Genomic DNA, 16,757 nt, shown 5'->3' with positions numbered 1-16,757 from the left:
TTGCCAATGAACGGCATCATGCAGGGTAAACGCGGCCTCATCATGGGCGTCGCGAACAATCACTCCATCGCCTGGGGTATTTCAAAGGCACTTGCGGCGCAGGGTGCGGAACTGGCCTTCACCTATCAGGGTGAAGCGCTTGGCAAACGCGTAAAACCGCTTGCCGCAGAACTCGGTTCTGACTTCATCGTGCCGTGCGATGTCGAGGATATTGCCTCTGTCGACGCACTTTTTGCGGCGATCCGCGAAAAATGGGGCTCGCTGGATTTTGTCGTGCACGCCATCGGGTTTTCCGACAAGAATGAGCTGAAGGGTCTTTACGCGAACACGACCCGCGACAATTTCAGCCGCACCATGGTCATTTCCTGCTTCTCATTCACGGAAATTGCCAAGCGCGCCGCCGAACTGATGACGAATGGTGGTTCGATGCTGACGCTGACCTATAATGGTTCGCAACGCGTCATCCCGAACTACAACGTCATGGGCGTCGCCAAGGCGGCACTTGAAGCGTCCGTGCGTTATCTCGCTGCAGATTATGGACCGCGCGATATTCGCGTCAACGCCATCTCTGCTGGTCCGGTCCGCACGCTGGCGGGTGCCGGCATTTCTGACGCCCGTGCTATTTACGCATGGAACCAGAAGAACGCGCCGCTGAGGCGTACGGCGGATATCGAGGATATTGGCGGATCGGCGCTCTACCTGCTGTCCAACCTGTCGCGCGGTGTAACCGGCGAGTGCCACTATGTGGATTGCGGTTACAATATCACCTCGACCCCTACACTCGAGGTTCTGTCAAAAGCGGACGCGGAATAATAACCCGTTTCTTCCCTTCGACAAAGCCCGGCAATATGCCGGGCTTTTTGCATTTGGAGCCTGTGTCATTTTCGTGAATCGCTAAAGTAGAAGCCGTTGGGGTAACTGAATTTAAACACCAGCTGGTTATGGTCTGCAACAAATTCATCGGTTGCGCTTGCCGCATATTCTAGAGATCGACACATATGCGACTGGCCAGACTGACGCCATTGCTACGAAAATTCGGGGTTTCGCGTGATGGCACAGCGGCCATTGAATTCGCGATACTCGCCATTCCCTATTTCCTCGTTGTTTTTGCGATCATTGAGACCTTCATCGCCATGATGGCGGAGCAGGTTGTCGTGAATGCCACGGAAACCATGGCGCGGCGTCTGCGCACCGGACAAATCAGCAGTTCGATTTCGAAAGAGGATTTTCGCAAGAACTTCTGCAACGAAGTCTCGGTGATGATCACCTGCTCTGCGGATGAGATAAAAACCGAACAGAAACTCTATATCGACCTTCGTTCCTTTCCGGCCTTCAAGGATATTCCGACCACGGTACCCCTGAAGGCTTACGGCGAATATTACGATCTCGATACGGCGCAATTCGGCTTCAAGCCGGGCGGACCGGAAACAATCAACATGCTGCGCGTCTATTATCGCTGGCGTGTCATCGCCGATATCATCCGTCCATATCTTACAAAAATACGTCCAGCTGACGGGTCTATGCCCTCGCATTTCCTTATTGTCGCGACCGACGCTTTCGTGAACGAGAAATATACAACAAGCGGGGGCTCATGATCGCAGGGCTGATAGCCGCCGTCGCGAACGGCAGACTTCGTTTTACAACACTCGCCACACGCTTCGTAAAGGATCGCCGCGGCGTGGGCGCTGTGGAATTCGCAATTCTCTTCCCGATATTGCTCGCCCTTTATGTGACATCCTTCGAGCTCACCATCGGTTACAATACCTATAAGCGGGCAAGCAGCGCTTCAGCGACGATCAACGACCTGATCTCCAAAACGGGGTCCGTCGACAAGGCCTATCTCAAAAACATGCAGAATGTTGCGGCGGCCGTCTTCGCGCCTTACAGCACCACCGGTTTGAAGCTGAAGATCAGTGGCATAGCGATCGACAAGCAGAAACAGGCGAAAATAACCTGGTCCTGGGATGAGAAAGACCAGAGACCATATGCGGTGGGATCGGCCGTCACGGTTCCAACCCGCCTGCTCATCGAAAACAGCTTTCTCATTCACGTCGAACTTTCCATTCCGCATGAATTGCTGATGTTCATGCCCGACATCGCTTCATCGGGCGCAAGATCGATCACCATCGGCCGTGATTATTTCTTCAAACAGCGCGATGCGGAGGTCACCTGCACCAATTGCTGAGCCAGAAGGCGCAGCAAAGGTGACCCCCGTACGATCCGTTTCTAATAGACGTCGCGCAGATAACGCTTTTCGCGCTTCAGCCGGTTCACATACTCGCTTGCCGCTTCCGCAGAAATGCCGGCTTCGTCGGCGACGATCTGATGCAGGGCGTCGTCGACATCCTTGGCCATGCGGGTCGCATCACCGCAGACGTAGAAATATCCGCCCTCTTCAAGCCATTGATAAAGCGCCTTGCCGTTCTGGCGCATGCGGGTCTGGACATAGATCTTCTCCGCCTGATCCCGCGAAAAGGCAAGATCGAGACGGGTCAGCACGCCATCACGGCTCATGTCGCCAAGCTCGTTTTCGTAGATGAAATCCGACTGGCGGTGCTGGTCACCAAAGAATAACCAGTTCTTACCAGCAGCACCCCTCGCCTGCCGCTCCTGCAGAAAGGCCCGGAAAGGCGCGATGCCGGTGCCCGGTCCGACCATGATGACAGGCGCGCCGTTATCCTGCGGTACGCGGAATGCCTTGTTGGGCGACACGAAAATCCCGGCATTCTGTTCGGCCTCAACCCGATCCGCCAGATAGGTGGAGCATACGCCGCCGCGCTCGCGGCCATCGGCACGATAACGCACGCTGGCGATCGTCAGATGCACGCTGTTTTCCGCAACCAGCGGGCTGGAGGAGATGGAATAAGCGCGATGCTGCAGCGGCTTCAGGAAGGTCACGAATTCGGCAAGATCGAATACGGGCTTTCCGCCGAGATTGAGCAGATCGAGAATATCCTTGCTCCAGAGAAAGGCGGCCAGCTGCTCCCTGTCCCCATTGGCAAGGATATGGCTCAACTCGTCATGTCCTGCGCGCTTGCCAATTTCAGCCACCAGCTCACGCGAAGGCGTCGATATCTCGAACATGTTCAGAAGCGCATCACCGATCGGTCGGTCGAGGCCGGTGACCTCGCCATCCGCACTCGCTCCAAAGCATTCGAGCAGAGCGGCGACCAGTTTCGGGTCGTTGAGGGGGACGACACCAAGGGCGTCCCCGGCCTCATATTCAAGGCCGCTTGCCCCAAGATCAAATTCGTAATGGCGAATCTCCTTGGACGAGGCCGGGCCGGAAAGAAGGCGATTGACGCTCACCCGTGACGAATAAGGGTTCTTGCGACCCCAGCCCTGTTTTGCCCGCGCGGGCGGCTCGGCGACCACAGGTGTGATCGCGGCGGCATTGTCACCACCGATGGCGAGGGCAAGCGGCAGCGTCTCGCCGATCCAGGCGGCAGCCGCATCCTCGAAATCGATATCGCAGTCGATACGCGTCTTCATGCGCCTGCCGCCGAGCTGTTCGAAACGCGTATCGATAAGCTTGCCCGCCTGGCAGAAGCCGTCATAACCGGTATCGCCGAGTGCAAGAACGGCGAAACTCATCTCATCCAGTCGTGGCGCGCCATCGGCGGCAAGCGACTCCCAGAACAGCTGGGCATTGTCAGGCATCTCGCCTTCACCGTAGGTCGAGGTGACAACGATGACACGCTTCATGGAGCCGAGACTGTCCATGGAAACGTCGTCCAGCGCCGTCACAACCGGCTGCATGCCCTGCGTGCGGGCAGCGGCGGCGATATCCATCGCCAATGCCTCGGCGTTGCCGGTCTGGGTGCCGACAAGGATGTTCAGCAGGCTGGCCGTCGCCTTGGGGGCAGCAGAGGCCACCGATGTCTCGAGGCCGATGGCGGTGCGGGAGTGCAGCCCGGCCAGAAAACCGGCGAGCCAAGCGCGCTGGTCGCCATTAAACGGCGCATCCTGTGGAATGTAAGGTATCTTCATCATGCTGCCCTGTTCTGGCTGGATGCGGTGGCAAGGTCCGGGATGGCGCGAGCGGCGAAAAGCTCCTCGAAGCCCGGCAGGCGGCCGATCTTCTCGATGTTTTTCCGGTTCTGCTGAATGATCCAGCCATAGGTGCCGGGGCTGTCCACCGACCAGATGTTCCGGCGCGCCAGCGCCTGCTTGTAATCGTCTAGCCGCTTGGCCGCGATCATCACCGCAAGCTGTTCGTCGCTATGGTCGGAAAGTGCTTCGCGGGCATATTTCAGCAGGCGCTGCATCAGCGCATAATCTTCCGTGAGGATGAGATTACGCACGGCTTTTTCTATTGTCGGGTCGGAAGGGCCAGATGCCATCGGCAAACGTTGCAGGGCGATGGCCTGCGCCATGCTCAACACGGTGTAGTTATTGAGAAGCGCATACATGTCTTCCGTATCCGTCTCGCCATAACCCGGCACTGTTCCGTTCAAGACAGCCTTACGGTCGCGATAAGCGAGCTTGAACTTACGTAGTTGATGGGCGGCAAGTGCCGAGGCTAGTTCCTCCAGCAGCTCCTTGCGGGGCTTGGCTTTGAGGATCTCATCGCTGTCCTGATAAAGCAGCAGGGCGCGCGGCATGCCATAGACGAAATTATGCTGCTCACTCTCCCAGTTTTCCAGAAGCCACGCCGCCTTGGCCGAGCCGGTCTCTGCGACATGCAGACTCAGAAGCTGATGGACTGCCTGATTGTGGATTGCTGCCTGTTCATCCTCACCGGTGATCGAGCCGAGCAGGATGGAATCATGGCTGACCTTCTTCGGCAGATCGCCATAGGGATCATACTGATAGACGAAGCCGCCGCTCATGCCGTTGCCAAAACCCTTGCCGAAACTGCCAAGGTTGAGAACAGCACCATTGGTCATATATTCGCAGGCGAAATCGCCAACGCCTTCGACCACGGCGGTGGCGCCAGAATTACGCACCGCAAAACGGTCGCCCGCCTGTCCTTCCACGAAGGTGCGGCCGCCGGTGGCGCCGAACAGCGCGAAATTACCGACCAGCACATTGCCGCCCGCCTCTTGCGAACCGCCGCCGGGGGAGCGCACGACGATGGTGCCGCCGCAGGCGCTTTTGCCGACACCGTCATTGCAGGTGCCGGTATGCACCATGACCATGCCGTCATTGCAGAAAGCGCCGAAGGACTGACCAGCCGAACCTGACGTATCGATGCGCACCGAACCCGCTTCCAGAAAACGGCGGCCACGGCCATCCCGCTTGACGGCCGGAAGCGCGTCCAGCTGCTCATCGGAAAGTTCGTGGTTCAACATGCGTTCGATATCGACGGCGAGCTGGCCGCCGACGCTCTTGTTGCAATTGTTGAGGAAACGATTGCCGCCAAGCTCGATGTTCTCGCGCTTGCTGTCGACCAGCGCCGAACGCACGAGATCGATGAAGGCATCGTCGAGTGCGAAGTCCTTTTCCATATAGACCGGGCTGTTGATCTTCACCTCGTCGACCACGGCAAGCATTGCCCGGAGGTCAAGCTGGCCGACGCTTGCCGGATGATCGAGGAGGTGAAGAAGGTCGGAACGACCACGGGCTTCCCGCAGCGAGGCAACTCCAAGCCCTGCCAAAATCTCGCGCGTTTCATGGGCGATGTTCATGAGATACTGCGCCAGCGCCCGCGGATCGCCGTTGAAGGCTTCCTGATTGGTGGTGAGACCGGCCGGGCACTTGATGTTGCAGTTCTTCGCCATGACGCATTTCAGCATCATCAGCGCCGTGGTGCCGAATTCGAAGCTGTCGCCGCCGAGAAGGGCTGATTTCACCACGTCGCTCGCCGTCTGGTGTGCGCCGGAACAACGCAGCAGCACCTTGGCGCGCAGACCGGTGGCGCATAGCGCCTGATGCACCTCGGCAATGCCGATTTCCGCCGCACGGCCGGTATATTTGAGGCTGGTAACGGCCGCAGCACCAGTGCCGCCGGTATTGCCGGCAACGTTGATGACATCCGCACCCGCCTTGGCGACGCCGACCGCAATCGTGCCGATGCCTTCCGACGATACGAGCTTGACGATGACACGCACACGCGCCGCCTTGGCGTCGTGGATAAGCTGCGCCAGGTCCTCGATCGAATAGGTATCATGATGCGGTGGCGGCGAGACCAGCTCGACGCCCGGCGTGCCACCGCGCGCCGCCGCGATCTCAACCGTCACCTTGGGAGATGGCAGCTGCCCGCCCTCGCCCGGCTTTGCGCCCTGGCCGATCTTGATCTCGATCTCTTCCAGCATTGGATCGGCAAGATAACCGGCCCAGACACCGAAGCGGCCGGAGGCGAACTGCTTGATGCGCGAGGCACGGATGGTGCCGTAACGGGAGATATGCTCGCCGCCCTCGCCCGAATTGGACATGCCGCCAACCATGTTGGTGCCGTGGGCCACCGCCTCATGCGCAGCAGCAACCAGCGCGCCGTGGCTCATGGCACCCGATGCGAGGGTCTTGGTGATCTCGCTTGCCTTTTGCACGGTCTCAAGCGGAATACTCTCCGGTGCGGTGCGGATAAGCGACAGATAGGCGGAGGCCTCACCCTTTGCCTGAACCATGAGTGCGCCACCTTCCAGCCAATGGCCGGCGATGTCGTCGCCGAAGCGGTCGAGCAGCGACTGGCCGAGTGCGGCGAGGCGGGCAAGTTCATGACCCTGTGAGCCGATCAGCTGTAGCCGGAACGCGCCGTCTCCTACCTCTTCGCAGCGCAATCCGCGCACCATGAAGCTGTTATTGCCCTGCCGGGAAAACCGCCCCATTTCCCGGCGGAATTCTTCGGCCGAACCGGCAAAGGTCACATCGGCCGGCAGTTCCAGAACATCACGCAGGGCGGCCGGGCGGCGCGCTCTTTCTTCAGCCATCATGCGGGCAAAGGAGCGGTAACCGGGCGTCACCTCGAATGCGTCGATGGCCTCCGGGGTCAGCCGGTCGAAGCTGTTGTGATAATAGGCAGCGTCGCTGAGACCGAAGGCATCTTCCAGCCGGTTAAGCGGCAGGAGGCGCAGCGCCTCCTCGTTTTCGGTTCCCTTGTCGAAACCGATCTTCTCCTCTGTCATATCAACGAAGCCGCGAACCGCCGTGGTGCCATAAGAATGGCCGGCGCCTTCAGCGCGCTCCTTGAAGAGACCGAGGAGCGGAATGTCGTTTTCACCCTTCACCGACAATGCTTTTCGATGCCAGTCGGCCACCGCCTGCGCGATAACGGCGAAGGTGACGCCGCCGACGGGGGTCTTCACATTGGGGAAATAACGCTTCAGGACGGGATCGCTGGTATCGAGGAAATTCGGCTCGAAGAACTCACCGCCAATGTAGCTTTCCGCCGTGCATAGGCCGACTTTGCCCATGGTCTTCATCAGCGACTTTTCAGCCGCCTTGGCGAAGCGCTTGAACGCCTTGTCGGCCTCGGCACCGAATTTCTCTTCCGCACGGAACTGCACGCCGAGCGGATAGACCGCGGAAGCACCGAAACCGAGGCCGGCTGCGATATGATGGGAGGACGAAAACTGCCCGCTTTCGACGATCAGGGAAACGCGCAGCCGCAGACCTTCCTCGATCAGCCGCTGATTGATGGCGGAAACGACCATGATCATCGGCAAGGCCGCGCGGCCCGCCGAGACATGCCGGTCGGTGATGACGGCAATCCCGCCCTGCTCGGCTGCGAAAGCCGCAACCTCATCGCAAAGGCCGTCGATCGCCTGCCGGAGGGCCGCTTCATTGGCGTCAGCAGCATCGAAGACTGGCGTATAGAGCATTTCGAAACGACGAACGGGTGTCTCGGGCTGCTCGCGAATGCGCAGCATATCAAGGTGGGTAAGGATCGGGGAGCGAACGACGATCTGGCGGGCCTTGGCCGCACCGCTGTTCGGCTTTGCGCCCAACGCCACCCGTAGCGTCATACCATCGGCCTCACGAATGCTGTCGAGCGGCGGATTGGTGACCTGCGCGAAACGCTGCGAGAAATATTTGGCCACCCCGCCTTCCTGATCGGAAAGCGCATTGATGGCATTTCCATAACCCATGGCCGAGATTTTTTCCGCACCGGAGGCCAGCATCGGGTCCATCAGGAACTTGAAGCTTTCCTGATTGTGCGAATAGGCGACATAACGCTGATGCCGTTCCAGATCACCATTGTAGCGAAGCGGCGAACCCTGCTTGTCGGCCGGCACCTCTGGCAGATCACCAAGCATCACGCGCGCTTCAGATAGCAGCGACGAATAGTCCCGCTGGGAGGCCAGAAGCTCCAGCGCCTCGACGGTTGAAAAGGCACGACGCTCGGCGTGGTCGTAATAAAGCATGCCGCCCGCTTCAATGCGGCCACGGCGGATGACACTTTCCGCCGGGAAGGCGATCTGCCCCGCCTCAGACATGACACAGAGATAGTCCTCCGTCTCGACGGTGCGCAGCGGGCGCAGGCCAAGGCGGTCGAGGCGTGCACCAATGATCGTGCCGTCGCCGAAGATCAGCGCGGCCGGGCCGTCGTTCTTTTCCTCATAGAGCGAGAAATATTCCAGCATCGCCTTCACGCCGGGCGAGAGCGTGTCGTCGTTTTCCCAGGCCGGCGGCATCATCGAGACCACGGCGGTGACGAGGTCGAGACCATCCTCCATCACCCGCGCCTGCAATGTCTGGTCCAGACGGCAGCTATCCGACTGGCCCTTGGGCCTGACGATGCTGGCATTCTTCGCCAGCGCCACGGCCGCTTCCGATAGCCGGTTTTTCTTGTCGGTGTTGAGTTCGCCATTATGCGCCATCAGGCGGAAGGGCTGCGCCATGGAGGGGTGCGGATCGGTATTGGTGGAGAAGCGCGTGTGGAAATACATCGTATGCACTTCATGGCGCGGATCTGTCAGATCGCAGAAATAGGGCATGACCTCCTGGGAGTTCAGACGCCCCTTGAGCACCTGCGTGCGCGCGCTGAGCGACAGCGGGTAAAAACCGGCAAGCTCCGGCACGGTGTAAGCGAGCGCTTCGATGGCCAGCAGCGCCTTGTGGATGCGCCAGTCGAACTCAGCAAGCGTCGCGCATTCCGCTGGTGCCGAAAAGACCCATTGGCGGATCGGTAACTGGTAGGGGATTGCGGCGGGACGGATGGCCGCATCATTCACCGGCACATCGCGCACCAGCAGAACCGAAAAGCCCTGCTCTTTCAGAGCGCTGCCGATGATACCGACGGCCTCACCGTGGAAAGCCTGATTCTGCGGCAGGAAAAAATTGCCGACACCGAACCGGCCGGCCTTGAGGGAACCTTGTCCCGTCAACTCACGAAAAAAGGAGAGCGACAGGTCCAGGGACACGCCCGCGCCATCACCAACACCTTCCGCCGACATGCCGCCGCGATGCGGCACGGCACAGAGCGCCTCATGGCCGCGCTTCAGCACATCATGCGTCTGCACGCCATCCTTGCGGGTGATGAAACCGACGCCACAGCTGCTTTTTTCAAAAGCCGCATCATAAAGGCCGAATTTTTGCTCCGTCACACTCAAGGCACTCTCCTCTCGTTGCGCATTTCGCGCGGCATCACCCTCTTTTCCCGAAACCCGGCGCGTCAGCCGGCACTCTGCGGGCGGAGCCGCAGGCGACCTGGCTGCTCCTCTTTTTTCTGCTATCGGCGTTTAATGGCGCGAACGGTCGTTTTGCGGCCGGCAAACGGCGTGGCGGCAATGGCCGCTTTTTCGCAAATAATGATCGTCGTCGTTCGCATCGCGTTCCCTGGTGGCCGGTATTTCCGGCAATGAGACACACTGAATTATGTCAGTATTGCTTACATAATATTTCATGATGGACCGAGTCAAGATTAAAATCGGCCTCGCGCAATAAAAAAACAAAAACGCCGCGAAATCCGACAGGATTCCGCGGCGCGATGGCTGCAGCGATTGTTAAATTGCCCAGATCAGTCCGAGGGCATTTCCAGCGTTCGGCTGAACCAGAGGGCAACCAGCGTACAGAGGGCGCCTGACATCAGGTAAATTCCGACGGCAAACAGTCCAAATTTGGACGAAAATCCGAGTGCGACGAGCGGTGCGAAACCGGCGCCGATCAACCAGGAAATATCCGAGGTCAGCGACGCGCCGGTATAGCGATATTCACGGCTGAAACGGGATGCGAGCGCGCCGCCCGCCTGGCCGAAAGACAGACCAAGCAGCGAGAAGCCGATCAGAACGAAGAGATAGCGGCCAATATCGCCTGAAGCGAGAAGGACCGGTGCAACAAGGCTGAATAGACCAATGAGCACAGCCGCAATGGCCAGAAGCTTCCGCCTGCCGATCCTGTCGGCCAGAATGCCGGACACCACGATCATGCCGCCGGCGATGATGGCGCTGACGAATTGCACGAACAGGAAGTCCGAGACGCGCTGGGTGGTATTGAGGGAAACCCAGCTCAGCGGGAATACCGTGACGAGGTGAAACAGTGCGAAGCTTGCCAGCGGCACGAAGGCACCCGTGACGACGACCGGGAACTGTGAGCGCAGCATCTTGAACATCGGACGCGGTTCCAGCTCATGCTGCTCCAGCATGGCCTGGAATTCCGGCGTGACGATCATGCGCAGGCGGGCAAAGAGCGCGAGAACATTGAGCGCCAGCGCCACGAAGAAGGGGAAACGCCAGCCCCAGGCGAGGAATTCCGCATTGGAAAGCTGCGTGACGAAAACGATGAAAAAGGCGCTTGCGAGACCGAAGCCCATGGCCGCACCGATCTGCGGCATCATGGCGTACCAGCCGCGCTGTTTCTGCGGTGCATTCATGGCAAGCAGCGAGACGAGACCATCCCAGGCACCGCCGAGACCGAGACCCTGGCCGATGCGGAACACTGCCAGAAGACAGGGAGCAAGCATGCCGGCTTCCGCATAGGACGGAAGGAAACTGATCGCCATCGTGGAGCCACAGAGCGTGAACAGTGCCGCCATCAGCTTGACGGCACGACCGAACTTGCGGTCGATCTGGAGGAAGATCAGCGAGCCGATCGGCCTTGCGATAAAGGCCAGAGAGAATACCGCGAACGAATAAAGCGTAGCCGTCAGCGGATCGACGAAAGAAAAGAAGACGTGCGGAAAAACGAGAGCGGAGGCGATGGCGTAGATGAAAAAGTCGAAAAACTCCGTCATTCTGGCAAGAATGACCGCAATCGTGATGCGATCCGGATCGACCTTGACCGGATCTGTTCCATGACCATTGGCTTCCGGCGCCTGCCCAAATGATGGAGCAGCATTGCTATAACTCATAATATCCCTCCTGCGTCATGGTCGAACCATTCCCTGTAACGCTCGGGCTCCTCTTCCGTTGCGTTACGATGCGACGGATTGTCACACGCACCCTCCGTAACGTCAATTGAAGTTTGATAAGAAAGGCTTGCCCCGCAAGCTCGCTATGCGATAATGCAGCCGCTCCGCCTTCAAACGCAGCTCTGCCCGCACATGGTGCATCGCGAAGGTTTCGCTGCACCGCGACAATATACCTCATTCTAAAAATGATGTTCGGCAATTATTCGCGGCATAATCCAAACTGTACGAGTTCAGAGAACGTGCGCATGATCAAAAAAATCCCATCCGCCCTTCTGGCTATTCCGGTACTGCTGCTGCTCAGCGGCTGTAACCTCGTGGTCATGAATCCCTCGGGCGACGTCGCCATCCAGCAGCGCGATCTCATCATCACGTCCACGGTTCTGATGCTGCTGATCATCGTCCCGGTCATCGTGCTGACGCTGTTTTTCGCGTGGAAATATCGCGAGTCGGCAAAAGCCGAGGATTACGACCCCGAATGGCACCACTCCACGCGCCTTGAAATGGTGATCTGGTCGGCCCCCGTCGCGATCATCCTCATGCTCGGCACCGTAACCTGGATTTCCACCCACCGTCTCGACCCCTACCGTCCGCTGGAGCGCATCGACGAAAACCGCCAGGTCACCGCCGATATCAAGCCGATCACGGTGGAAGTGGTGGCCATGGACTGGAAATGGCTGTTCTTCTACCCAGAACTCGGTATCGGCAGCGTCAACGAATTCGCCGCTCCGGTCGATGTTCCGATCAACTTCAAGATCACCGGCACGACCGCGATGAACTCCTTCTTCGTTCCCGCACTCGCCGGCCAGATCTACGCCATGGGCGGCATGCAGACCAAGCTGCACGCCGTCATCAACAAGGAAGGCGTTTATGACGGCTTCTCGGCCAACTTCTCCGGCCCCGGCTTCTCCCACATGCGCTTCAAGTTCCATGGTCTGAGCCAGCAGGGCTTCGATGAGTGGGTTGCCAAGGCGAAAGAAGGCGGCAAGGGCTTCGGCCGACAGGAATATCTGGAATTCGCCAAGCCTTCGGAGCGCGAGCCGGTGCAATATTTTGCCTCGGTCGATCCGGAACTTTACAGCGCCATCCTCAACCGCTGTGTCGAACCCAACAAGCTATGCATGCGCGACATGATGCATATCGACGCCAAGGGCGGCGGCGGCAAGGAAGGCATCGACATCACCAAGGCGCTGAACTCCGTCGTCTGCACACCGCTTGCGCCTTACGGCGTCGCCAGCGGTCCCCAATCCACTCCGGCTGCGATCAAAGGTCAGACTTTCGAGCCTGCAGCGCTGCCGGAAACCAAACAAGTCGCTGGCTGACGATACGTCCCGGCATTCTTCGGCGCGGCCTGGCTGCGCCGACCTTACGTCTTAGAATCGCAAGAGGCTGAAAATGATCGTCAATTCCGATCAAACGTCGTTCCTGTTCGGGAAGCTGACATGGGAGTCCATCCCGCTTCACGAGCCCATTCTTGTCGCCACCTTCGCGGCCGTGGCGCTGGGCGGCATCGCCGTCGTTGGCGCCCTCACCTATTTCCGGCTGTGGGGTTATCTCTGGAACGAATGGTTCACGAGCATCGATCACAAGAAGATCGGTATCATGTACATCATTCTGGCGCTGGTCATGCTGTTGCGCGGCTTTGCCGACGCCATCATGATGCGTGTCCAGCAGGCGATCGCCTCCGGCGGCTCGGAAGGTTATCTTCCGCCACACCATTACGACCAGATTTTCACGGCCCATGGCGTCATCATGATCTTCTTCATGGCCATGCCGATGATCACCGGTCTGATGAACTTCGTCGTGCCGCTGCAGATCGGCGCCCGCGACGTTTCGTTCCCCTTCCTCAACAACTTCTCCTTCTGGATGACCACGGCCGGCGCCGTCATCACCATGATCTCGCTGTTCGTGGGTGAATATGCGCAGACCGGCTGGCTCGCCTATCCGCCGCTTTCCGGCATCGATGGCAGTCCGGGCGTCGGGGTGGATTATTATATCTGGGGTCTGCAGATCGCCGGTGTGGGAACGACACTCTCAGGCATCAACCTGATCGTGACGATCATCAAGATGCGCGCGCCTGGCATGACCATGATGCGCCTGCCGATCTTCGTCTGGACATCGCTGTGTTCGAACATCCTGATCGTGGCTTCGTTCCCGATCCTGACCGGCACGCTCGCGCTTCTCACCCTCGACCGTTACGTTGGCACAAATTTCTTCACCAACGATCTCGGCGGCAACCCGATGATGTACGTCAACCTCATCTGGATCTGGGGCCATCCCGAAGTTTATATTCTGGTGCTGCCGGCATTCGGCGTCTTCTCGGAAATCGTTGCGACGTTCTCCCGCAAGCGTCTCTTCGGTTATGCCTCGATGGTTTATGCAACGGGTGTCATCACCATCCTTGCCTACATCGTTTGGCTGCACCACTTCTTCACCATGGGTTCCGGCGCGAGCGTCAACGCTTTCTTCGGCATCACCACGATGATTATCTCGATCCCGACGGGCGCGAAAATCTTCAACTGGCTCTTCACCATGTACAAGGGCCGCATCAATTTCGACGTTCCGATGCTCTGGACGATCGGATTCATGATCACCTTCGTCATCGGCGGCATGACCGGCGTTCTTCTTGCCGTTCCGCCAGCGGATTTCGTGCTGCACAACTCGCTGTTCCTGATCGCCCACTTCCACAACACCATCATCGGTGGCGTGGTGTTCGGTGTGCTTGCAGGTATCGTCTACTGGTTCCCGAAGGCCTTCGGTTACCGTCTCGATCCGTTCTGGGGCAAGCTGTCCTTCTGGTTCTGGTTCATAGGCTTCTACTTCGCCTTCATGCCGCTCTATATTCTCGGCCTGATGGGGATTACCCGCCGTATCAGCCAGTTCGAGGACAATTCGCTGCAGATCTGGTTCCTGATCGCCGCCTTCGGCGCCTTCCTGATCGCACTCGGCATCGCCTCCTTCGTCATCCAGCTCATTGTCAGCTACCTGAAGCGCGATCAGCTGCGCGACGTGACGGGCGACCCCTATAATGGCCGCACGCTGGAATGGTCGACGTCGTCGCCACCGCCCGCCTACAACTTCGCCTTCACGCCCGTCATTCATGACGTGGATGCCTGGGCGGACATGAAGAAGCGTGGCTACGACCGTCCGCAGGAAGGGTTCATCCCGATCCATATGCCGAAAAATACCGGCGCGGGCGTCATCATCAGCGCCATCAGCGTCGTCCTCGGCTTCGCCCTGGTGTGGCATATCTGGTGGCTTGCGGCTCTTTCGATGCTCGCCATCATCGCAGTCTCGATTGCCCACACCTTCAACTACAACCGCGAATACTACATTCCGGCTTCGGACGTTTCGACCGTCGAGGCTGAGCGTACAAAGCTGCTTGCGGAACAGGCGTAACGAATATGGCTCATGCACCTGCACAAAGCGCCGCCGGCGCTGAACCACCGGTCTTCTACCTGAAGGAAGACCACCACCCGGAGAACGGCACGTCGCTGGGCTTCTGGCTTTATCTGATGAGCGACTGCCTCATCTTCGCGACGCTGTTTGCCACCTATGCCGTTGTCGGCCGCAACTACGCGGCCGGCCCTTCGGGTGCGGACCTTTTTGACCTGAAGCTGGTCGCCATCAATACCGGCTTCCTGCTCTTCTCCTCCATCACCTATGGCTTTGCCATGCTGGAAATGGAAAAGAAGAAGGTGAAAACGACGCTGATATGGCTCGGTGTAACCGGCCTCTTCGGTCTCGCCTTCCTTGCGGTCGAAATCTACGAGTTCCATCACCTGATCGCGGAAGGCGCCGGCCCACAGCGTTCGGCCTTCCTTTCGGCCTTCTTCGCGCTGGTCGGCACGCACGGTCTGCACGTCACCTTCGGCGTCATCTGGCTCGTCACGCTGATGGTCCAGGTCGGCAAACACGGCCTCATCCCGGCAAACAAGCGTCGCCTGATGTGCCTGTCGATGTTCTGGCACTTCCTTGACGTCATCTGGATCGGCGTCTTCTCCTTCGTTTATCTCATGGGAGTTCTTTGATGAGTTCCGAAGCACACGCACATCACGACGCGCATGGCGACGACCATCACCATGATGGCGCAAGCCATGGCACGTTCAAAAGCTACATGATCGGCTTTGTCCTGTCGGTCATTCTGACGGCGATCCCCTTCTGGCTGGTCATGGGCGACGTTCTGGAAAACAAGACGCTGCTGGTCATCGCGATCATGGGTCTCGGCGTCATCCAGATCTTCGTGCACATGATCTACTTCCTGCACATGGACACCAAGTCCGAGGGCGGCTGGACCTTCATGGCGCTGATCTTCACCGTTGTGGTGCTGCTGATCACGCTCTCGGGTTCGCTCTGGGTCATGTACAACATGAACAAGAACATGATGCCGCTGCACATCGAAGATGTGAAAAACCTGCCCTGAGCAGCCATAAATCAACGGCCTGCCGGACCTCCGGCAGGCCGCTCCGCGCCAACACATAACCCCATGAATCCTGGCGCGATTTATGGGGTTATTTGCTGGAGGAAGCGCATGCGGGAGCCAAGTGCCCGCCGCAGCAGACGATCCTGCTGCCAGAGGCGCTTCGCAAGGACCATGAGATGAGCGAAATCGCACCCCAAAACCGGCGTATCCGCCCTGCGGCAATCGTCGTCCTGTTTTTGACCATTATCCTGACGGGCTGCCTGCTGGCGCTTGGAACATGGCAGGTCCAGCGCCTGTTCTGGAAGCTGGATTTGATTGAGCGTGTCGAGGCCCGCGCCCATGCCGCGCCTGTCGATGCGCCTGCCGCAGGTGAATGGCCGGCCCTCACCGATCCCGCTGATTATGAATATCGCCGTGTGAAACTGTCCGGTACCCTGCTCAACGACAAGGAGGTTCAGGTCTACACGGTCACGGATCTCGGCCCCGGCTACTGGGTCATGACACCGCTGCGGCGGGACGATGGCTCAAGCGTGATCGTCAATCGCGGCTTCGTACTCTCCGACAAACGCGATCCGTCTACCCGCCGCGAAGGGGAAGTGGCCGGAAACGTCGAGATCGTCGGGCTGATGCGCGCGCCGGAAACCGGCGGACTTTTCCTTCGAACCAACGATCCGGCCAATGGCCGCTGGTATTCCCGCAACATTCCCCAGATCACGCAGGCATCCGGCCTCTCCAACGTGGCGCCGTTTTACGTCGATGCGGATGCGACGTCCAATCCGGGTGGCCTGCCGGTTGGCGGCAAAACCATGCTCACCTTCCCCAACAGCCACCTCTCCTATGCCGTCACCTGGTATATTCTCGCGGCCATGGTGGTTGCGGCCGGCTGGTACGTGCTGCGCAACCTCAACACACCGAAATCGAAACAGGATGCTGATTGAACCGCTGGTTTTACCGGATGGTTCATAAAAGCGCTTCCTTCTTCACGTTTTGCTGATCTATAACGACAGTTCGGCCTGACATTGCCCGTCGGCGCATTTTGTTTCGGTG

General features: G+C 58.9%; 11 protein-coding genes. 8 read left to right on the top strand and 3 right to left on the bottom strand.

What is annotated here, in order from left to right; translation table 11 throughout:
• The first annotated feature begins 6 nt into the window (after window positions 1–6).
• The 3 genes from fabI (at window position 7) to QSV77_RS13305 (ending at window position 2,185) form a co-directional block, all read left to right on the top strand.
• The gene (gene fabI, locus QSV77_RS13315; protein WP_142840777.1) at window positions 7–813 is read left to right on the top strand and encodes an enoyl-ACP reductase FabI; all 807 of its coding nucleotides are present in this window, start codon (window positions 7–9) and stop codon (window positions 811–813) included.
• Between the two features lie 185 nt (window positions 814–998).
• Window positions 999–1,595 carry a TadE/TadG family type IV pilus assembly protein gene (locus QSV77_RS13310; protein ID WP_271360503.1) on the top strand — a complete coding sequence of 199 codons (597 nt, stop codon included), beginning with the start codon at window positions 999–1,001 and terminating at the stop codon, window positions 1,593–1,595.
• The gene (locus QSV77_RS13305) at window positions 1,592–2,185 is read left to right on the top strand and encodes a TadE/TadG family type IV pilus assembly protein (protein ID WP_302733766.1); all 594 of its coding nucleotides are present in this window, start codon (window positions 1,592–1,594) and stop codon (window positions 2,183–2,185) included. The genes QSV77_RS13310 and QSV77_RS13305 overlap by 4 nt, the downstream gene beginning before the upstream one ends.
• A gap of 41 nt (window positions 2,186–2,226) precedes the next feature.
• Here QSV77_RS13305 and QSV77_RS13300 read toward each other — a convergent pair whose 3' ends face one another.
• From QSV77_RS13300 to QSV77_RS13290, 3 genes are all read right to left on the bottom strand, one after another.
• A complete protein-coding gene (locus QSV77_RS13300) occupies window positions 2,227–3,993 on the bottom strand; it encodes a sulfite reductase subunit alpha (RefSeq protein WP_302733765.1) in 1,767 nt (588 codons plus the stop codon).
• Complete coding sequence (locus tag QSV77_RS13295) at window positions 3,990–9,494, bottom strand: glutamate synthase-related protein (protein WP_368045855.1); 5,505 nt, start codon at window positions 9,492–9,494, stop codon at window positions 3,990–3,992. Before QSV77_RS13295 ends, QSV77_RS13300 begins: the two co-directional genes overlap by 4 nt.
• Before the next feature lie 407 nt (window positions 9,495–9,901).
• Window positions 9,902–11,230 carry an MFS transporter gene (locus QSV77_RS13290; RefSeq protein WP_302733764.1) on the bottom strand — a complete coding sequence of 443 codons (1,329 nt, stop codon included), beginning with the start codon at window positions 11,228–11,230 and terminating at the stop codon, window positions 9,902–9,904.
• Window positions 11,231–11,535: 305 nt separating this feature from the next.
• On the opposite strand from QSV77_RS13290, the gene cyoA reads away from it, so the two are divergent.
• The 5 genes from cyoA (at window position 11,536) to QSV77_RS13265 (ending at window position 16,648) form a co-directional block, all read left to right on the top strand.
• Window positions 11,536–12,609, top strand: coding sequence for a ubiquinol oxidase subunit II (gene cyoA / locus QSV77_RS13285; protein WP_142840771.1), 1,074 nt, complete (start codon window positions 11,536–11,538; stop codon window positions 12,607–12,609).
• 73 nt (window positions 12,610–12,682) lie between these two features.
• Window positions 12,683–14,686, top strand: a complete 2,004-nt coding sequence (gene cyoB / locus QSV77_RS13280; RefSeq protein WP_142840770.1) for a cytochrome o ubiquinol oxidase subunit I — start codon at window positions 12,683–12,685, stop codon at window positions 14,684–14,686.
• Window positions 14,687–14,691: 5 nt separating this feature from the next.
• Complete coding sequence (gene cyoC, locus QSV77_RS13275) at window positions 14,692–15,318, top strand: cytochrome o ubiquinol oxidase subunit III (protein WP_142840769.1); 627 nt, start codon at window positions 14,692–14,694, stop codon at window positions 15,316–15,318.
• Window positions 15,318–15,710 carry a cytochrome o ubiquinol oxidase subunit IV gene (cyoD, locus tag QSV77_RS13270; RefSeq protein WP_035219607.1) on the top strand — a complete coding sequence of 131 codons (393 nt, stop codon included), beginning with the start codon at window positions 15,318–15,320 and terminating at the stop codon, window positions 15,708–15,710. Before cyoC ends, cyoD begins: the two co-directional genes overlap by 1 nt.
• A 176-nt stretch (window positions 15,711–15,886) precedes the next feature.
• Window positions 15,887–16,648, top strand: a complete 762-nt coding sequence (locus tag QSV77_RS13265; RefSeq protein ID WP_302733763.1) for an SURF1 family protein — start codon at window positions 15,887–15,889, stop codon at window positions 16,646–16,648.
• The last annotated feature ends 109 nt before the right edge of the window (window positions 16,649–16,757 follow it).

It is taken from the genome of Agrobacterium sp. V1, assembly GCF_030518355.1.
GTDB lineage: Bacteria > Pseudomonadota > Alphaproteobacteria > Rhizobiales > Rhizobiaceae > Agrobacterium > Agrobacterium cucumeris.
The sequence above is the reverse complement of the archived record's forward strand: the minus strand, read 5'-3'. Positions and strand labels throughout refer to the sequence as shown.